14 protein-coding genes and 1 pseudogene are annotated in these 20,060 nt (G+C 53.9%); 4 read left to right on the top strand and 11 right to left on the bottom strand.

Annotated elements, in window-relative coordinates:
- Positions 1 to 103: 103 nt before the first annotated feature.
- The 5 genes and pseudogenes from F4V61_RS10565 to gltB all read right to left on the bottom strand — a co-directional run bounded on the left by F4V61_RS10565 (position 104) and on the right by gltB (position 9,938).
- The gene (locus tag F4V61_RS10565; RefSeq protein ID WP_038397544.1) at positions 104 to 1,384 is read right to left on the bottom strand and encodes a cytosine deaminase; all 1,281 of its coding nucleotides are present in this window, start codon (positions 1,382 to 1,384) and stop codon (positions 104 to 106) included.
- Positions 1,374 to 2,624, bottom strand: a complete 1,251-nt coding sequence (gene codB, locus F4V61_RS10560) for a cytosine permease (protein WP_079828532.1) — start codon at positions 2,622 to 2,624, stop codon at positions 1,374 to 1,376. Before codB ends, F4V61_RS10565 begins: the two co-directional genes overlap by 11 nt.
- A gap of 145 nt (positions 2,625 to 2,769) precedes the next feature.
- Positions 2,770 to 3,842, bottom strand: a pseudogene (locus F4V61_RS10555) (PDDEXK nuclease domain-containing protein).
- Between the two features lie 207 nt (positions 3,843 to 4,049).
- On the bottom strand, positions 4,050 to 5,468 hold the full coding sequence (gltD, locus tag F4V61_RS10550) for a glutamate synthase subunit GltD (RefSeq protein WP_079828530.1): 1,419 nt from the start codon (positions 5,466 to 5,468) through the stop codon (positions 4,050 to 4,052).
- 9 nt (positions 5,469 to 5,477) lie between these two features.
- The gene (gene gltB, locus F4V61_RS10545) at positions 5,478 to 9,938 is read right to left on the bottom strand and encodes a glutamate synthase large subunit (protein WP_058345471.1); all 4,461 of its coding nucleotides are present in this window, start codon (positions 9,936 to 9,938) and stop codon (positions 5,478 to 5,480) included.
- Positions 9,939 to 10,608: 670 nt separating this feature from the next.
- Here gltB and F4V61_RS10540 point away from each other — a divergent pair.
- The 4 genes from F4V61_RS10540 to mtgA all read left to right on the top strand — a co-directional run bounded on the left by F4V61_RS10540 (position 10,609) and on the right by mtgA (position 15,573).
- Complete coding sequence (locus tag F4V61_RS10540) at positions 10,609 to 11,538, top strand: TIGR01212 family radical SAM protein (RefSeq protein ID WP_058345470.1); 930 nt, start codon at positions 10,609 to 10,611, stop codon at positions 11,536 to 11,538.
- 93 nt (positions 11,539 to 11,631) lie between these two features.
- Positions 11,632 to 13,968: an aerobic respiration two-component sensor histidine kinase ArcB gene (gene arcB / locus F4V61_RS10535; protein WP_000809806.1), complete on the top strand. Its 2,337-nt coding sequence runs from the start codon at positions 11,632 to 11,634 to the stop codon at positions 13,966 to 13,968.
- A 226-nt stretch (positions 13,969 to 14,194) separates the two neighbouring features.
- Positions 14,195 to 14,848 (top strand): isoprenoid biosynthesis glyoxalase ElbB, encoded by a 654-nt coding sequence (gene elbB, locus F4V61_RS10530; RefSeq protein ID WP_058819661.1) that lies wholly within the window; start codon positions 14,195 to 14,197, stop codon positions 14,846 to 14,848.
- Entirely contained in the window at positions 14,845 to 15,573 is a 729-nt protein-coding gene (gene mtgA, locus F4V61_RS10525; RefSeq protein WP_079781834.1) for a monofunctional biosynthetic peptidoglycan transglycosylase, read from the top strand. The genes elbB and mtgA overlap by 4 nt, the downstream gene beginning before the upstream one ends.
- A gap of 83 nt (positions 15,574 to 15,656) precedes the next feature.
- On the opposite strand, the gene yrbL is transcribed toward mtgA, so the two are convergent.
- The 6 genes from yrbL to rpoN all read right to left on the bottom strand — a co-directional run bounded on the left by yrbL (position 15,657) and on the right by rpoN (position 20,052).
- Entirely contained in the window at positions 15,657 to 16,289 is a 633-nt protein-coding gene (gene yrbL, locus F4V61_RS10520; RefSeq protein ID WP_000612655.1) for a PhoP regulatory network protein YrbL, read from the bottom strand.
- A 241-nt stretch (positions 16,290 to 16,530) separates the two neighbouring features.
- The gene (npr, locus tag F4V61_RS10515; RefSeq protein WP_000216790.1) at positions 16,531 to 16,803 is read right to left on the bottom strand and encodes a PTS phosphocarrier protein NPr; all 273 of its coding nucleotides are present in this window, start codon (positions 16,801 to 16,803) and stop codon (positions 16,531 to 16,533) included.
- Complete coding sequence (gene rapZ / locus F4V61_RS10510) at positions 16,800 to 17,654, bottom strand: RNase adapter RapZ (RefSeq protein WP_000243747.1); 855 nt, start codon at positions 17,652 to 17,654, stop codon at positions 16,800 to 16,802. The genes npr and rapZ overlap by 4 nt, the downstream gene beginning before the upstream one ends.
- A 45-nt stretch (positions 17,655 to 17,699) precedes the next feature.
- Positions 17,700 to 18,191, bottom strand: coding sequence for a PTS IIA-like nitrogen regulatory protein PtsN (gene ptsN, locus F4V61_RS10505; RefSeq protein WP_000609330.1), 492 nt, complete (start codon positions 18,189 to 18,191; stop codon positions 17,700 to 17,702).
- Between the two features lie 117 nt (positions 18,192 to 18,308).
- Complete coding sequence (hpf, locus tag F4V61_RS10500; RefSeq protein WP_001176592.1) at positions 18,309 to 18,596, bottom strand: ribosome hibernation promoting factor; 288 nt, start codon at positions 18,594 to 18,596, stop codon at positions 18,309 to 18,311.
- 22 nt (positions 18,597 to 18,618) lie between these two features.
- Positions 18,619 to 20,052 carry an RNA polymerase factor sigma-54 gene (gene rpoN / locus F4V61_RS10495; RefSeq protein WP_000809016.1) on the bottom strand — a complete coding sequence of 478 codons (1,434 nt, stop codon included), beginning with the start codon at positions 20,050 to 20,052 and terminating at the stop codon, positions 18,619 to 18,621.
- Positions 20,053 to 20,060: the final 8 nt, after the last annotated feature.

Below are 20,060 nucleotides of genomic sequence, written 5' to 3'. Positions count from 1 at the left end.
CCTCCTGTCGTTTTCAGTACATTCTGGATGAAATATAAACTCGGGGCCTCGTTGTGAATGTGTCGGATAGCGTGGATGTCGCTATCCGACAGGAGTCGCCCGGTTAGCGCTTAAACGTCACTGCTTCCGGCTGGCTCAGGTGCAACGTTGTCTGGCTTGGCACCGTCTCGGCAATAATCCGCCCGTGGCGAATCGAGTAACGGGCAGACGTCTGGCGACGAACCGCGTCGAATCCATTTTCTGCCGGTAAGATAACCAGGTTTGCAGAATTCCCAACGCTCAGGCCGTAGTCCTGTAAATGCAGAGTTTTCGCGCTGTGGGTGGTGATCAGATTCAGCCCATCATTGATTTGCCCGTATCCCATCAGTTGGCAAACGTGTAACCCCATGTGTAGCACCTGCAGCATATTGGCGGTGCCCAACGGATACCACGGATCGAAAACGTCATCATGTCCAAAGCAGACGTTAATGCCCGCCTCCAGCATCTCTTTAACGCGTGTTACGCCGCGGCGCTTAGGGTAGGTGTCAAACCGTCCTTGCAAGTGAATGTTCACCAGCGGGTTAGCAACAAAGTTTATCCCTGACATCTTCAACAGGCGGAACAGGCGTGAAGCGTAGGCGCCGTTATAGGAGTGCATTGCGGTGGTATGGCTGGCGGTGACGCGTGCGCCCATTGCGTCGCGATGAGCCAGAGCCGCGACGGTTTCAACAAAGCGCGATTGCTCATCATCAATTTCATCACAGTGGACATCGATCAGCCTGTCGTATTTCTGTGCCAGGGCGAAAATTTTATGCAGTGATTCAACGCCATATTCACGCGTAAATTCGAAGTGGGGAATCGCGCCAATGACGTCGGCCCCTAAACGTAGGGCCTCTTCTAACAGCGCTTCGCCGTTGGGATAAGAGAGGATGCCCTCCTGGGGAAACGCCACGATTTGCATATCCACCCACGGAGCGACCTCCTGCTTCACTTCCAGCATTGCTTTCAGCGCGGTAAGCGTTGGGTCGGAAACGTCAACATGGGTACGAACGTACTGGATGCCGTTAGCCATCTGCCACTTGAGGGTTTGCATCGCGCGAGACTTTACGTCTTCGTGGGTAAGCATCGCTTTACGCTCGGCCCAGCGTTCAATTCCTTCAAACAGAGTCCCTGACTGATTCCAGCTTGGTTCGCCTGCGGTCTGCGTGGTGTCGAGGTGAATATGCGGCTCAACAAACGGCGGGATGAGCAGCCCACTTTCGGCATCCAGCGCTTCGCCTTGCGCTAACGGGGCTGTTTCCTGCGGTTCAATACGACGAAAGCGACCGTTTTCAATCGTGAGCTGCCACAATCCTTCGCGCCCCTGCAGGCGCGCCTGACGGATGGTGAGGGAATTATTCTGCATGGCCGATCTCCGGGGATTTAGCAAAGCTGCGGTTGCAAAGTGGATTCAACAGGATATAGCTGAAAACGCCGCCGAGTACGGCATTGACGGGCACAATACCAGGAACATAATGTCCGGCGGCGATGCCTGACGCAACGGAAAGAATAGCAATCCAGTTAACGGGAATAAAGCGCGCGGTGTTAAAGTCGGCATAGCGGCGGCGGTTCAACAGATAGTCGGCAATAATCACCCCGCCGATGGGCGGGATCGCGGATGACAGAAACGTCAGCCAGCCAACAAAATTATTGTAAAGCCATAACGCGCACACGGTACCGATAATACCGTTAACCACCGACAGCGTGCGGCTGGAAAGACCGGTAATATTGGCGAAACCCAGACCCGATGCGTACAACGCGTTGTCGTTGGTGGTCCAGATATTCAGGCCGAGAACCACAATCGCGGGCAACAGCAATCCCTGCGCTATCATGACGTCAGAGATATCCGCCTGGCCGACGGCGGCAGCGCCTGCCGCGCCAAAGATAAACATCAGCGAGTTGCCGAGGAAAAAAGCGACCATCGCAATCAGTACGGCGCTTTTGGCATGACGCCCGAAGCGGACGAAGTCGGCGGTCAGCGTACCAGCGCTGATAAACGATCCCACCACCAGCGCCAGCGCGCTTGAAAAATCAAGCGGCGTCTGCGGCACTATTGTCTTTAAATGTTCCAGCCCGCCCACGCCGCTGACGGCCAGCCAGACGGAGTAGCTACCCAGAATGACAATGGCGGGCACGGCAATAATAGACAAAATAGTCAGCGCCGAGATGCCGAAAAAGATGGTCAGGGTCATCAGCAGGCCCGAAACGGCAATCAGGATATTGGCATCAATCCCCGTTGCTTTACTGACCGGAATGGAAAACATTGCTACGCCAACGCCAAACCAGCCCACTTGAGTACCGCCCAATAGCAGCGAGGGAAGCCATGAACCTTTAACGCCAAAGGAGTAACGAGCAAGAAGGTGGGTTGAGAGTCCAGTTTTTGCGCCGATATAGCCAAGAAATGCAGTGTAGATACCGAGAAGGAGATTACCGAAGAGAACAGCCAGAAAGAAATCTTGATAGGAAAGGCCGGTGCCGAGCGTCCCTCCGGTCCACATACTGGCGGAAAAAAACGTTAAACCCAGCATGACAAACGTCAGTGGAATCACGCCTTTCCGCGCGGCCTGGGGAACTGGCCCCTGGCTATAATTGTTGTCTTGCGACACAACGCCTCCTTGAAATTTGGCCAAAAAATCCGCCGCATGATATACATTTTTTTGGTGAATGCAAACGTTTACGTACGGATTTACATAGGGCGTCGTCGAAAGGCGATATCTAAGTTATTTGAAGATAATCTGGCGGCCTCTGGCATCATGATTTGCGCGTCTCCAACAGGTTTTGTGAGCGCACAAGTTCATCAGCCAGCAGCTTTTCATCAGGTAGCTGCACTTTGTATTCACTCGCCATCACGGTATTCGGCAAGCCGTTCAGGGCATAGTAAGCTTCGCCAGCGCCTTTTTCTGCACACAGAATCAATCCCACGGGCGGGTTTTCTCCCGGCATCGTCCAGTGTTCTTTTGCATAGTTCAGGTACATATTCATTTGCCCGGCATCGCTATAGCTGAATTTGCCTACTTTCAGGTCAACCACCAACAGGCAGCGCAATTTGCGGTGGAAAAATAGAAGATCAATGCGGAACCAGCTATCGTCAATCCGTAAGCGGCGCTGACGCCCCACGAAGGCGAAATCGTCGCCCAGTTCCAGCATAAAGTCCATCAGGTGGTTGAGCAGTGCTTCTTCAAGGTCAGATTCCGAATACTCATCCTTTAGATCGAGAAATTCCAGAATAAAAGGATCGCGAAGAGAATGCTCGGGTAAGCCCTCAGGGACGGCGGGCGCGTCCTGCTGCAGCATGGACAATTTGTCAGATGACAGCAGTGTCCGTTCGTAAAATTGAGTGGCGATTTGCCTGTCGAGCTGCCGTACGGACCAGCCGTTACGTAGCGTCTCTTTCTCGTAAAAAGTGCGGGCATCGTTATCTTTCACCGACAGCAGACGCACATAAGCTGACCAGGGAAGAGGGAATGTTTTGGCGAGCGGTATGAGATTTGAAGATTCCGCAGACAGTGTCTGCGGAATTTCAATATGTTGAAAAAAAGATAAAATGTACGAATTTGCCATAGGTTTCTGGTGGAAAAACCGCGCTTATAGCGCTGACTTAAATCTACCGATAATCGTTCGATAAGCTGAGTACCATAGGCCGCTCGCGCTTCTCCCCCCTGTTCAAATTCGACAATGCGTCGGCCAATTTCCCAGTAAGTGGCAGTCATAATGGCATTGATGCTGCGCACGGTCTCGGTACGTGCCGTATCGACCAGGCGAATAATGCCGTCATGAATTTGCTGATATTCATCAGACTGTGGCGCTAAAGTTGGATTCGTCATGTCATCCCTTACGTGATAGTTTCATTGTGAAATTAGAACGCTATCAATACGCTTTAGGCATAAACGGATCAATTCATGAACGGATTTTACATGGCATTACATCTCGATTTACGAGCGGGTTTCCAGAACCGGCAGGAGAGATGTTGAGGAGAGGAATATCGGCTCCCCAGTCATCAGCACAAGGCATCAACCGGGGGGCCGGAAGGGTTACACTTCGAGGTAGTTCATAATCCCGTCAGCCGCTTTACGGCCTTCGGCAATCGCCGTCACCACCAGATCGGAACCGCGCACGATGTCGCCACCGGCGAAGATTTTCGGGTTGCTGGTCTGGAAAGCATTATCGCTGCGTTCCGGCGCGATAATTCGTCCCTGCGAGTCCAGCTCCACGCTGTGTTTCGCCAGCCATTCCATGTTGTGTGGACGAAAACCAAACGCCATGACCACCGCATCAGCCGGGATCACATGCTCGGAACCTGCGACGATCTCCGCCCGCCGACGGCCTTTGGCGTCCGGTTCGCCCATTTCAGTGCGCACCATTTTTACGCCGTTAACTTTGCCGTTTGCATTGACTTCAATGCCCAGTGGCTGAACGTTGAACTGAAATTCGACCCCTTCCTCGCGCGCGTTTTTCACTTCGCGTCTGGAACCCGGCATGTTTTCCTCATCACGACGATAAGCGCAGGTCACGTGCGTTGCGCCCTGACGTATGGAAGTACGTACGCAGTCCATTGCGGTATCGCCACCGCCCAGCACCACCACGCGTTTACCTTCCATGCTGACATATGGCTCGTCGCTGGTTTCGCCAAACCCCATGATCTGCTTCGTATTGCCGATAAGGAACGGCAGGGCAGCGAAAACGCCGTCCGCGTCTTCATTTTCCAGCCCGCCGCGCATGGACTGGTAAGTGCCGACGCCGAGGAATACCGCGTCGTACTCTTTCAACAGATCGTCAAGCTGGATGTCACGGCCCACTTCGACATTGAGTTTGAACTCAATACCCATGCCAGTGAAAATTTCACGGCGGCGGGTCATTACCTCTTTTTCCAGTTTGAACGCTGGAATACCGAAGGTCAGCAGGCCGCCGATTTCCGGGTGGCGGTCGAACACCACCGCCTTCACGCCATTGCGGGTTAGCACGTCTGCGCACGCCAGCCCTGCCGGACCCGCGCCGATAATCGCTACCCGTTTGTCGGTCTGGCGCACGCCGGTCATATCCGGGCGCCAGCCCATCTCAAACGCTTTATCATTGATATAACGTTCGATATTGCCGATCGTCACCGCGCCGAACTCATCGTGCAACGTACAGGAACCTTCGCACAGACGGTCCTGCGGACAGACGCGGCCGCACACTTCCGGTAGAGTGTTAGTCTGGTGCGATAGCTCAGCCGCCTCAAAAATACGTCCTTCGTTAGCCAGTTTCAGCCAGTTCGGGATGTAGTTATGTACCGGGCATTTCCACTCGCAGTATGGATTACCGCAAGACAAGCAGCGATCCGCCTGGGCTTTCGCCTGACCTTCAGAAAACGGTTCGTAGATTTCAACAAACTCGATCTTACGGATCTTCAGCGGTTTCTTCGGCGGATCAACGCGCTGCAGGTCGATAAATTGATAAACATTCTGGCTCATTTCAATTCCTTACTGCGCCTGCACGCGCAATTCTGCCGCGCTACGACTACGGTGGCCCAGCAGGGCTTTGACATCGCTGGACTTTGGCTTAACTAACGCGAATTGGGTTGAGAAACTTGACCATCTGGACAGGATCTCTTCGCCGCGCGGCGAACCAGTATGCTGTACGTGCTCGGTGATCAGGCCGCGCAGATGTTCTTCGTGGATAGCCAGTGAGTCGACGTCCAGCACTTCCACCAGTTCCGGGTTTACGCGTTTACGGAATTCGCCGTCTTCGTCCAGCACGTAGGCGAAGCCGCCGGTCATCCCCGCGCCAAAGTTAACGCCGGTTTTACCCAGCACGCAGACGATACCGCCGGTCATGTATTCACAGCCGTTGTCGCCGATGCCTTCTACGACGGTAATCGCCCCGGAGTTACGCACGCCGAAACGCTCGCCCGCGCGGCCTGCCGCATACAGACGACCACCGGTCGCCCCGTACAGACAGGTATTGCCAATGATACTGGCTTTATGGCTGAGGAACGCTGAGCCTACCGGTGGTTTGATGGCGATCAGACCGCCCGCCATGCCTTTACCGACATAGTCGTTGGCATCGCCGGTCAGATATAGCTCCACGCCGCCCGCGTTCCACACGCCAAAGCTCTGGCCTGCGGTACCGCTGAAGTACGCTTTAATCGGATCGGCGGCCAGCCCCTGATCGCCGTGCGTCTGTGCGATATAACCGGACAGCGACGCGCCGACAGAACGATCGGTGTTGCGAATATCGAACCAGAAGGTTTTGCTCTGGCGCGCATCGACAAATGGCTTTGCCTGCTGCAACAGTTGCGCATTCAGCACGCCGTTATCAAACGGCGGGTTATTCTCGGTGCAGTACAGCGCTTTGCCTGGATGAGGTTCAGCAGTTTCCAGCAGACGAGACAGCGCCAGCTTCTGCTGTTTAGCGGTAAATCCGTCCAGTTCCTTGAGCAGGTCGGTGCGGCCAATCAGATCGACCAGGCGGGTGACGCCCAGTTCAGCCATTAACTCACGCACTTCGTGGGCGATAAATTCAAAGTAATTGGTCACTTTGAACGGCAGACCGTGATAGTGGTTCTTACGCAATTTTTCATCCTGCGTCGCGACGCCGGTTGCGCAGTTGTTCAGATGGCAGATACGCAGGTATTTACAGCCCAGCGCCACCATCGGGCCGGTGCCGAAGCCGAAACTTTCCGCGCCGAGAATCGCCGCTTTAATGATGTCGACGCCGGTTTTCAGGCCGCCGTCCACTTGCAAACGAATTTTGTGACGTAGCCCGTTAGCGACCAGCGCCTGCTGGGTTTCCACCAAGCCAAGTTCCCACGGACAACCTGCGTATTTCACCGATGACAGCGGGCTGGCGCCAGTGCCGCCGTCGTAACCGGCGATGGTGATAAGATCCGCATAGGCTTTCGCCACACCGGTCGCGATGGTGCCGACGCCCGGTTCTGAGACCAGCTTTACGGAGATCATCGCTTTCGGGTTGACCTGTTTTAAGTCGAAAATTAGCTGCGCTAAATCTTCGATAGAGTAAATATCGTGGTGCGGCGGCGGCGAGATCAGCGTCACGCCCGGCACTGAATAGCGCAGTTTGGCGATATACGGCGTTACTTTATCACCCGGCAACTGACCGCCTTCGCCCGGCTTCGCGCCCTGAGCGACTTTAATCTGAATTACATCGGCGTTAACGAGGTAAGCCGGCGTCACGCCAAAGCGACCGGAGGCCACCTGTTTGATACGCGACACTTTATTAGTGCCGTAGCGCGCCGGATCTTCGCCGCCTTCACCGGAGTTGGAGTTGCCGCCGAGGCAGTTCATCGCTTCCGCCAGCGCTTCGTGCGCTTCCGGACTTAACGCGCCGATAGACATCGCGGCGGTGTCAAAACGTTTAAACAGCTCACTGGCGGGTTCAACCTCGTCAATAGCGACCGCGTCGCCGTTTGGATTTATCGCCAGCAGATCGCGCAGCGTGGCCGCCGGGCGTTCGTTAACCAGTCTCGCATATTGCTGGTAATCACGGTATTCGCCGCTCTGTACCGCCTGTTGCAGGGTGCGCACCACGTCCGGGTTATAGGCGTGATATTCGCCGCCGTGGACATACTTCAGCAGGCCGCCGGGGCTAATTGGTTTGCGCGCCAGCCAGGCGCGTTTGGAGAGATTCAGCAGATCCTGCTGGAAGTCATCAAAGCTTGCGCCGCCGATGCGGCTGACCACGCCCTGGAAACACAGATTCACGACATCATCGTGCAGGCCGACCGCTTCAAACAGTTTGGAACAGCGGTAGGAGGCGATGGTCGAGATGCCCATTTTGGACATGATCTTATACAGACCTTTATTGATGCCGTTACGGTAGTTCTGCATCACGGTACGGTAGTTTTTGGCGATGGCCTGGGTATCAATCAGACGGCCCAGCGTTTCGTAGGCCAGGTACGGATAGATGGCCGTTGCGCCAAAGCCCAGCAGCACCGCAAAGTGGTGCGGATCGCGGGCGCTTGCGGTTTCTACGATGATGTTGGCGTCGCAGCGCAGACTTTGTTCTACCAGACGCGTCTGCACCGCGCCCACCGCCATCGGCGCGGGTACCGGTAGGCGATTCCTACCAATATTGCGATCCGAGAGGACCAGCAGTACGGTGCCGTTGCGCACCATCTGTTCCGCTTTATCGCACAGCGCCTTGACCGTCGCGTCCAGTGTGGTTTCGGTGACGTCAAAGGTAATGTCAAGCCGGTCGGCGCGGTAGTGATGCTCGGCCATGGTGGTGAGCTGTTTGAAATCAGAGTACAGCAGAATCGGCGATTTAAAACTCAGGCGATGGGCCTGACCTTCCGCTTCGCAGAAGACGTTCATCTCGCGACCGATGCTGGTGGCCAGCGACATGACATGCGCTTCACGTAGCGGGTCGATAGGTGGGTTAGTCACCTGCGCGAACTGCTGGCGGAAGTAGTCATAAATAATACGCGGCTGGCTGGAGAGCACGGCAAATGGGGTATCGTCGCCCATTGAGCCGACGGCTTCCTGGCCGTTTTCGCCCAACACGCGGATAACGGAATCCAGCTCTTCGGCGCTGTAGTTAAACTGTTTCTGATAGCTGGCAAGCAGGTCGTCGTCCAGTTCGCGGCTGCCCACCTCCTCATCCGGCAGATCTTCAAAGGGCACCAGACGGCGGACGTTCTTTTCCATCCATGCTTTATACGGATGGCGGCTTTTCAGATCGTCATCGGTTTCCGCGGAATGCAGGATACGCCCGCCGCGGGTGTCAATTACCATCAGTTCGCCGGGACCGACGCGGCCCTTCTCGACCACTTCGTCCGGCTGATAGTCCCAGATGCCGACTTCAGAAGCGCAGGTGATCAGCTTATCTTTGGTGATGACATAGCGTGCCGGCCGCAGGCCGTTACGGTCGAGGTTGCAGGCGGCGAAACGCCCGTCGGACATTACGATGCCTGCCGGGCCGTCCCACGGCTCCATGTGCATGGAGTTAAAGTCGAAGAAGGCGCGCAGATCCGGGTCCATATCCGGGTTATTCTGCCAGGCGGGCGGCACCAACAGGCGCATGGCGCGGATGATATCCATCCCGCCTGCCAGCAGCAGTTCCAGCATGTTGTCCAGCGAGCTGGAATCTGAGCCGGTTTCGTTAACAAACGGCGCGGCGGACTGCAAATCCGGGATCAGCGGCGTCTGGAATTTATAGGTACGGGCGCGCGCCCACTGGCGGTTGCCGGTAATGGTGTTAATCTCGCCATTATGCGCCAGGTAGCGGAACGGCTGCGCCAGCGGCCAGCGTGGCACGGTGTTAGTGGAAAAACGCTGGTGGAACAGACAGATAGCTGACTCAAGACGCAGATCTGCGAGATCCAGGTAGAAGCGCGGCAGATCTGCCGGCATACACAAACCTTTATAGATGTTGACCAGGTTCGACAAGCTGCACACATAGAAGTCTTTGTCGTCCTGCAAGCGTTTTTCAATGCGACGGCGGGCGATAAACAGACGACGCTCCATATCGCGCGGACGCCAGCCTGCCGGGGCGTTGACAAAAATCTGCTCAATACGCGGCAGGGAGGAGATGGCGATTTCGCCGAGCACGCCTTCATTGGTTGGCACATCGCGCCAGCCGACAATTGACAGGGTTTCCTGTTGTAATTCTTCTTCGACAATATGGCGTGACGCGGCGGCCATTTCAGGATCTTTGTTCAGAAAGATCATGCCGACAGCGTAGTTTTTGGCTAAGCGCCAGCCGTGTTCCTGCGCAACAATGCGGAAGAAACGGTCGGGTTTTTGTAATAGCAAGCCGCAACCGTCGCCAGTTTTACCGTCGGCAAGGATCGCGCCACGGTGCTGCATACGGGCCAGCGCGTGTATGGCGGTACGCACTACCTTGTGGCTAGGTTCGCCTTCTATGTGGGCGATCAGGCCGAAACCACAGTTATCCTTCTCAAGGGATTTATCGTACAACATATCAGTGAACCTCCCCAGGCTCTACGGGACGCTCTCCCAACCGATGGCGCGCGGGCACAGCAAGAGCATGGCGACGGGGCTGGCGTATCATACGCTTACCTCGCATTCGCCCTCTTTGTGTCCTTTTCGCATTGGTAAATACGGTTAAGAGGGAATCTCAATTACTGCATAAATATGATGAGCAGACGGCTCATCCAGAAAGCTTCCAGCGGATTCCCAACTTATCGGGAATCCACACACAGGTCAAATGGCAAACTGATTTATGCAAAAATGTGCTATAGCACGGATAACTTTTTGAATGCATTGAAATTAAAAGGGTTTTTATAGCAGGTGACCAACGCGGAGCGGCAGAAAGTCTGTGATCTGTCTCACTATAAGAGCCGCTGGTCAGGTCTTATCTGACCTTGATTTTCTAAAAATCTTAGCATTTTATGCTGGTTTAAGTATAAGCGGCATTTAATGCTACTGTTTTTATCAACGGGCCTTCAGACGTGGAAAAAAGAGGAAAGTATCAGAAAAAATTATCGCCGATTTTATGAATGAAATATCGTTTATATTGCTTGATTATGCAATAAATAAAAGCCTTCCAGGGCGATTGATCCAGGTCATCGCCAGGAGAGGCTAAAAATGGCAGGCTTTGGCCTCTTTTTAAGAGGCGGTCTATCAGATTATGCAGTTACAGAGATTAGTCAATATGTTTGGCGGGGATCTTTTACGTCGGTATGGGCAAAAGGTGCATAAGCTGACGCTTCATGGCGGTTTTAGCTGCCCTAATCGCGACGGCACCATCGGGCGCGGCGGCTGCACCTTCTGTAATGTCGCCTCTTTTGCCGATGAGGCGCAGCAGCATCATTCGATTGCCGAGCAGCTTGCGCATCAGGCGCATCTGGTAAACCGCGCTAAACGCTATCTGGCCTATTTCCAGGCCTACACCAGTACCTTTGCAGAAGTGCAGGTGCTGCGTTCCATGTATCAACAGGCCGTCAGTCAGGCCAGTATCGTCGGTTTATGCGTCGGTACGCGTCCGGATTGCGTTCCGCAGGCGGTAGTAGATTTACTGTGTGAATATAAAGATCAGGGCTACGAAGTGTGGCTGGAACTGGGACTGCAAACCGCGCACGATAAAACGTTGCGCCGTATTAATCGCGGGCATGACTTCGCCTGCTATCAGCGCACTACCCGGCTTGCTCGTGAGCGGGGGCTGAAAGTGTGCGCGCATCTGATTGTGGGGCTGCCGGGCGAAGGACAGAGTGAATGTTTGCAAACGCTGGCTCGCGTCGTGGAGACGGGCGTGGATGGCATTAAACTGCATCCGCTGCATATCGTCAAAGGCAGTATTATGGCGAAAGCCTGGGAGGCGGGGCGACTGAGCGGCATTGCGCTGGATGACTACACGCTGACGGCAGGAGAGATGATTCGCCATACGCCGCCGGAGGTGATTTATCACCGGATTTCCGCCAGCGCGCGCCGCCCGACGCTGCTCGCCCCGCTGTGGTGCGAGAATCGCTGGACGGGGATGGTTGAGCTGGACAAATACCTGAATGAGCATGGCGTGCAGGGCTCTGCGCTGGCTCGTCCCTGGAGCCCACCCATAGTGTAGCGCGATGAGGGGCGCTACGCATATTTCGCACAATATTCAACGCGGTTCCCATAATTGGGTATTATGTGCGGAGTTGTGGTGAAGGAATCCTCTATGAAGCAAATTCGTATGCTGGCGCAATACTATGTAGACCTGATGATGAAATTGGGTCTGGTGCGCTTTTCCATGCTCCTGGCGCTGGCGCTGGTGGTACTGGCGATTGTCGTGCAGATGGCTGTGACAATGGTATTGCATGGCCAGGTTGAAAGTATTGACGTCATCCGCTCCATCTTCTTTGGCCTGTTAATTACGCCCTGGGCAGTCTATTTCTTATCGGTTGTCGTTGAACAATTGGAAGAGTCAAGGCAGCGGCTGTCGCGTCTGGTGCAAAAGCTGGAGGAAATGCGCGAGCGCGATCTCAAGCTTAACGTACAGTTGAAGGACAATATTGCCCAACTTAATCAAGAAATTGCCGATCGCGAAAAAGCGGAAGCGGAGCTGCACGAAACATTTGAGCAGCTAAAAGTAGAAATTAAAGAGCGTGAAGAAGCGCAGATTCAGCTTGAACAGCAATCCTCTTTTCTGCGCTCATTTCTGGATGCCTCGCCGGATTTGGTTTTTTATCGTAATGAGGATAAAGAGTTTTCCGGCTGTAACCGAGCAATGGAATTGCTCACCGGCAAGAGCGAAAAACAGTTAGTGCATTTGAAGCCGGAAGATGTGTACTCTCCCGAAGCGGCGGAGAAAGTTATTGAAACCGATGAAAAAGTATTCCGCCATAACGTCTCCCTGACCTACGAACAGTGGTTGGACTATCCGGACGGGCGAAAAGCCTGCTTTGAAATTCGTAAAGTGCCTTATTACGATCGTGTCGGTAAGCGTCATGGCCTGATGGGATTTGGCCGTGATATTACCGAGCGCAAGCGTTATCAGGACGCGCTTGAACGCGCCAGCCGCGACAAGACCACCTTTATCTCTACGATCAGTCATGAACTGCGCACCCCGCTTAACGGCATCGTTGGTTTAAGCCGCATCTTGCTGGATACCGATCTCACCGCCGAACAGGAAAAATATCTCAAGACGATCCATGTTTCCGCCGTGACGTTAGGCAATATTTTCAATGATATCATTGATATGGACAAAATGGAGCGGCGTAAGGTCCAGCTTGATAACCAACCGATTGATTTCACCAGCTTTATGGCCGATCTGGAAAACCTTTCCGGTTTGCAGGCACAGCAAAAAGGGCTACGTTTTGTGCTTGAGCCGACCCTGCCGCTACCGCACAAGGTCATTACCGACGGGACGCGTTTGCGCCAGATTCTGTGGAACCTGATCAGCAACGCGGTGAAGTTTACCCAGCAGGGCCAGGTTACGGTGCGGGCGCGCTATGATGAAGGCGACATGCTGCACTTTGAAGTAGAAGACTCCGGGATCGGCATTCCGCAGGATGAGCAAGATAAAATTTTCGCCATGTATTATCAGGTGAAAGACAGTCATGGCGGTAAACCGGCGACGGGTACTGGTATCGGGCTGGCGGTCTCCCGTCGGCTGGCGAAAAATATGGGCGGCGATATTACCGTTTCCAGCCTGCCGGGCAAAGGATCGACCTTTACGCTAACGGTTCATGCGCCAGCGGTGGCGGAAGAGGTGGAGGACGCCTTCGAGGAAGACGACATGCCGCTGCCCGCGCTGCATGTTCTGCTGGTCGAAGATATTGAGCTGAACGTGATTGTGGCGCGTTCGGTGCTGGAAAAACTGGGGAACAGCGTGGATGTCGCGATGACCGGCAAGGCGGCGCTGGAGATGTTCGCGCCGGGCGAATACGATTTGGTCTTACTGGATATTCAGCTACCGGATATGACGGGCCTGGACATCGCCAGAGAACTGACCCGTCGCCACATGCGGGAAGATCTGCCGCCGTTAGTGGCGCTCACGGCGAACGTTCTGAAAGATAAAAAAGAGTATCTGGATGCTGGAATGGACGATGTACTGAGTAAGCCGTTGTCGGTACCGGCCTTAACCGCGATGATTAAAAAATTCTGGGATGCCACCGATAAAGAGGAGAGTACCGTAACGCCTGAGGAGAGCGATAAAGCGCAAGCGCTGCTGGATATCCCGATGCTGGAACAGTACATCGAGCTGGTCGGGCCTAAATTGATTACCGACGGTCTCGCGGTGTTTGAAAAAATGATGCCTGGCTATTTAAGCGTGCTGGAGTCCAATCTGACGGCGCGTGACAAAAAAGGCGTCGTTGAGGAAGGGCATAAGATTAAAGGCGCCGCCGGTTCGGTAGGGCTGCGTCATCTGCAACAGCTTGGTCAGCAAATCCAGTCGCCGGATCTTCCCGCCTGGGAAGATAACGTTGCGGAGTGGATTGAAGAGATGAAGCAGGAGTGGCAGCACGATGTCGCGGTGCTGAAAGCCTGGGTAGCAAGCGCGGAAAAAAAATGACCCCGGTTTGACCGGGGTGCGCGAATACTGCGCCAACACCAGGGAAATTATGGCTGCGCCGTGCTTATTATGATGATGTAAAAGGCGCAGCCCTATTTTCAGGCCGCACGCAGTTAAGATAGCAAATCCTAAATGATTTGTTACATTAATCATTTAAATGTGTGAAGCGTAGCATTTTAATCAAAGTTATTAATGGGCTTGAGTCGATTGCAGGAGGATGTTCACCATGAAAAAAATTGGCGTAGTGCTTAGCGGATGCGGCGTCTATGACGGCGCCGAAATTCATGAGGCCGTTCTGACGCTGTTGGCCATTGCCCGTAGCGGCGCGCAGGCTGTCTGCTTTGCGCCGGATAAACAACAAGCGGTTGTCATTAATCACCTGACCGGCGAAGCGATGGCGGAAACGCGTAACGTCCTGGTTGAGGCGGCGCGTATTACGCGGGGCGAGATTCGTCCCCTGGCCCAGGCACAGCCAGAGGAACTGGATGCGCTCATTGTACCAGGTGGTTTCGGCGCGGCGAAGAACCTGAGTAATTTCGCCATCCAGGGGAGCGAATGCCGGGTGGATAGCGATTTAGTCGCGCTGGCGAAGGCTATGCACAAGAGCGGCAAACCGCTGGGATTCATCTGTATTGCGCCCGCAATGTTGCCGAAAATCTTTGACTTCCCGCTACGTCTGACGATAGGGACGGATATTGATACCGCTGAAGTGCTCGAAGAGATGGGAGCCGAACACGTACCTTGTCCGGTTGATGATATCGTTGTGGATGAAGATAACAAGGTCGTGACTACCCCTGCATATATGCTGGCGCAGGATATTGCCCAAGCGGCAAGCGGCATTGATAAATTAGTGTCGCGCGTGCTGGTTCTGGCGGAATGAGTAAACGACGCCTCGCGCCGTTAACGTTTCTGCGCCGCCTTCTTTTTCGCACTCTTGTCGCGCTAGTCGTCTTCTGGGGCGGCGGTATCGCGCTGTTTAGCGTGGTACCAGTGCCTTTTTCGGCGGTGATGGCGGAACGGCAGATTAGCGCCTGGCTGAGCGGAGAATTCAGTTATGTGGCGCATTCTGACTGGGTCAGCATGGAGGATATCTCGCCGTGGATGGGGCTAGCGGTGATGGCGGCGGAAGACCAGAAGTTCCCTGAACACTGGGGTTTTGATGTCCTGGCGATTGAAAAAGCGCTGGCGCACAATGAGCGGAATGAGAGCCGTATTCGCGGCGCCTCTACGCTTTCGCAGCAAACGGTGAAAAATCTCTTTTTATGGGATGGACGCAGTTGGGTGCGTAAAGGTCTGGAGGCCGGACTGACGCTGGGCATTGAAACCGTCTGGAGCAAAAAGCGCATCCTCACGGTTTATCTGAATATCGCGGAGTTTGGCGACGGTATTTTTGGCGTGGAGGCCGCGGCCAGGCGTTATTTCAATAAGCCCGCCAGCCGCTTAAATATGACCGAAGCCGCGCTGCTGGCGGCCGTATTGCCAAATCCGTTACGCTATAAGGCTGATGCGCCTTCCGGCTATGTGCGCAGTCGACAGTCGTGGATATTGCGCCAGATGCGCCAGTTGGGCGGGGAATCTTTTATGACGCGCAACCAGCTTTATTGATTTTGCCGGATGGCGGCGTAACCGCCTTATCCGACCTATGATCCGTATCGTCCAGGGCTGATAAGCGCAGCGCCGTCAGGCAATTAAGCTTCGCGAGAAGTGAGTGCTAGTCCTTTATTGTCTTTTGGCTGCGCACCCTTTTCCAGGGCAAGGGCCAACTCAGGCTGGGCGATAAACCGTTGCCACACTCTCTCCAGTTTGCGTTCGCAACACCATTTTGACCAGGTCGCCAGCGGGATAAAGGTACTTTCACCCAGATTGTCGCAAACCACAGGAACCACTTCTGACTCGCTGATACGCTGGCACAGCACGTTTTGCGGCTTCAGCGACATCGTCACAATATGGTTATCGAGCAGGTAATGTTTCAGTTTTTTCAGTAGCTGCCGCAGGACGGCGACATCCTCTTCATAACGGCATAACGCGGCGAACTCGGTCAGGGTGATAGACGGCGCGCCGTTGAAATCGGTAATCATGTCGTAGACATAGCCGATACCGCAATCGGTTTTCACCGTGCCGTAGTAACGAGGGATAGCGCTCCAGTCCGCCAAGTAGCGGGACAGGTGCGAATAGTAGCTCAGTTCACGCCGAATCTCTTTATCGCCGCCGTGGTTACGGTTGTAAATAACTTTTATGCAGCGCCGGGCATTATCCGGGTGCGCATAACATTTACGATGTCGTCCAGCGCCCAGCGGAGTCTGTTCTGATAAGGGGATCATGGCAAGTCCATACTAAATTTATGCACATAAATTTAGTATGGACAAAGAATTTAAATAAAACCTAAACGAAATTTTTTAAGGTTTTCTTAATGTTTTTATGCATAGGTAAAGCGCACGAAATGTACAAATTTTACGGAAGAGAGGGCAGAGGGGCGGCCGGCAGACGTAACACGCCTGGACCGTCATCAAATGCCGGGGTGTCGTTGAGGGGGGGGGGAAATACGGAATAGACAGGGGAGGTTTAATCTTCGTCGAAGCCGGAGTTGAATAGAGCGATAACCGCCGCCAGCGCTTCAACTTCTTGCGGGCCGGTGGCTTCAATTTCTATCTGGCGTCCTTTGGCGGAATCGAGCATTAACAGCGCGATGACGCTGTTCGCTTCCGCTTCAGTGCCTTCGTCATTGCGTAATAGCACCTCGGCGTCAAAACCCTGCATCAGTTCGAAAAGCTTCATGGCAGGCCGGGCATGCATGCCCAGCTTATTGGTGATTTCAACAGTTTGCTTTACGGTCATGTTTTGCGTTTTTCCAGCGTGCGATGGCGAGACTGGACGTTTTTACCGCGTGAGCGGAAGTAGTCTGCCAACTGTTCTGCAATATACACCGAACGGTGTTTCCCGCCGGTACAGCCAATAGCGACGGTAAGGTAGCTGCGGTTGTTGGTCTCCAGCATAGGTAACCATAGCTCAAGATAGCTGCGAGTCTGATAGATAAAATTGTGCACTTCTGTGTGTCGGTCAAGAAACGCGGCTACTGGCTTATCGAGCCCGGTCATCGGGCGCAGTTTTGGGTCCCAGTGCGGGTTGGGCAGGAAGCGAACGTCGAATACATAGTCTGCATCAATCGGGATGCCGTGTTTAAAGCCGAAGGACTCAAATACCATCGTCAGTTCGCGTTCGCGTTTGCCCAACAGCCGGGTACGCAGCATCTCCGCCAGCTCATGGACGGACATTTCTGAGGTATCGACGATCAGATCCGCACGCGAGCGTAACGGCTCCAGCAGGTCGCTCTCTTTATCGATCGCACTCTCTAAAGAGAGATTTTTGCTGGAAAGCGGATGAAGACGACGCGTGTCGCTGTAGCGTCGAATCAAGGTATTGCGGTCGGCGTCAAGAAACAGCAATTGCGGCGAGAATGCGTCAGGCAGGTTATTCATCGCCTGTTCAAAAATCTCAGGTGATTCAGGCATATTGCGCACATCAATGCTGACTGCGGCAGAAATCTGGCGATCGGCCAGCGTTCGCGCCAGATCGGGCAACAGCACGACGGGAAGGTTATCCACGCAGTAAAAACCCATATCTTCCAGCGCGCGCAGAGCGACAGATTTACCTGACCCGGAACGCCCGCTGACGATCATCAGTACCATGTACCGTTTCTCCTCACAACGACAGGAAGAAATGCCATTGAGTTGTTATGCCTCATTCTGCTCACCTTCGGTGTCAGTAATGATTTGATACAGCTCTTCGTCATTCAGCGCCGCGCGCAGGCGGCGGCAGATCGTTTTATCCGCCAAACGCTTCGCAACCAGCGACAGCGTATGCAGATGCGTTTTAGTCTGATCGGCTGGTACCAGGAGGGCGAAGAGGAGATCGACCGGCTGGTTGTCGATAGCGTCGAACGCGATAGGCGTTTCGAGCTGAACGAACACGCCGACGGCGCGTAAGGTATCCTCTTCCAGTTTCCCGTGCGGGATGGCGATACCATTGCCAATACCGGTACTGCCCATTTTTTCGCGTATCAGAATGGCTTCAAACACGACCTGTGGAGGTAAACTGAGCTGTTTTGCCGCCAGTTCGCTGATGATTTCCAGCGCGCGTTTTTTACTCTGGCAGTGAACGCCGCTACGCGTACACTCCTGGTTAAGTACACTGCTCAGTTGTAGAGTCGTATCGTTATTTATCATAATTTCACCTAAGAACCTGTCCTGTCAGGTTGATGGCCAGGTTCGGAGCGCTAACTGTACAAATGGCCCGTTGTGTCGCACAACAGGCCGTCCTGCACTGGCTAACTGCCCGGACAATTAGTGTTGTTTCAGTTTATCTTTGTGCCTGGTTAACTGCCTTGCCAATTTATCAATCAAGCCGTCAATGGCGGCATACATATCCTGGCCTTCCGCGCTGGCGTGAATTTCACCGCCGTTAACGTGTAGCGTCGCATCCGAGATGTGCGTGACCTTCTCCACTTTCAACACCACGTATACCTGGTTAATCCGCTCAAAATACTGTTCAAGTTTGGCGAATTTCGTCGTAACAAATTCACGCAGGGGTTCAGTAATTTCGACGTTATGTCCGGTAATATTGAGCTGCATAGTGTCTTCCTTATCGGTTGGGTCAAACCAGTTGTTTGCGTTGGTTTGACGGCGGAATGGATAAAGACTCTCGGTACTTCGCAACAGTGCGGCGCGCCACCATGATACCCTGTTCTGACAGCAGAGAGGTTAACTTGCTGTCGCTCAGTGGTTTCGCGGGGTTCTCCGCCGCAATTAACTTCTTCACCAGCGCGCGAATCGCGGTGGAAGAGGCTTCGCCTCCGCCTTCGGTATTGACGTGGCTGGAAAAGAAATATTTGAGTTCAAAAATACCGCGTGGACTGTGCAGATACTTCTGCGTGGTTACGCGGGATATGGTGGATTCATGCATTTCGACGGCCTGGGCGATATCCGCCAGTACCATCGGTTTCATATATTCTTCGCCCTGTTCAAAAAAGGCTTGCTGTTGCTCTACGATGCAGCGGCTGACACGCAGTAGCGTGTCGTTGCGGCTTTCAAGACTTTTTATCAGCCACTTCGCATCCTGTAAATTACTGCGAATGAACTGACTGTCGGCATCGTTGCGCGCGTTGTTGCACATGGCGGCATAGCGCTGGTTAATCTGTAAACGAGGAATGCTGTCTCCATTAAGCTCGACCGTCCAGCGGCCGTTATGCTTGCGTACCAGCACATCCGGGATAATGTACTCCGGCTCGCCGGTCTGGATCGACTGGCCAGGTCTGGGATCGAGCGACTGAATAAGGTTTACCGCCTCTTTCAGCTCCTCTTCTTTCAGTCGCGTAACGCGCATCAATGTGCGGAAATCGTGGTTGGCCAGTAGATCAAGGTGATCGCAGATAATGAGCCGCGCCTCTTCCAGCCACGGTGTGGATTTATCGAACTGTGAGAGCTGGATCAGCAGACAGTCGCGAAGATCTTTCGCCGCGACGCCCACCGGATCAAAACGCTGAATACGTTTCAGGACGGCCTCGACCTCATCAAGATCCACCTCTTCATCACCCATGCTCTCGCGAATGTCATCCAGGGATACGGTAAGATAGCCGGTATCATCCACCGCATCGACAATAGATGTCGCAATGGCGCGATCGGTGTCCGAGAAGGGCGTTAGCTCAACTTGCCACATCAGATAATCCTGCAACGACTGCGTCGTTTCGCCCTGATAGACGGGCAACTCATCGTCGATATAATCGCCGCTGGGGCCGGACGGCGTACCGGCGGTGTAAATTTCATCCCAACTGGCGTCAAGCGGCAGCTCTTCCGGCATCTCTTTTTGTTCGAGCGCGTCTGCGGTATCAAGAGGATCGTTATCCTGAGGTTGCTGAGTGTCGATTTCGTCATGAAGATCGGTTTGCTCAAGCAGCGGGTTATTTTCCAGCGCTTGCTGAAGTTCCTGCTGAAGTTCCAGCGTAGACAACTGCAACAGACGAATGGCCTGTTGTAGCTGAGGCGTCATCGCCAGTTGTTGGCTAAGCCTGAGTTGCAAACCTTGCTTCATATTCAGAG

The sequence above is a fragment of the Salmonella enterica subsp. arizonae genome (assembly GCF_008692845.1).
GTDB classification, from domain to species: domain Bacteria; phylum Pseudomonadota; class Gammaproteobacteria; order Enterobacterales; family Enterobacteriaceae; genus Salmonella; species Salmonella arizonae.
Note: the sequence above shows the minus strand (reverse complement) of the source record. Positions and strands in the feature narration are given on the sequence as shown.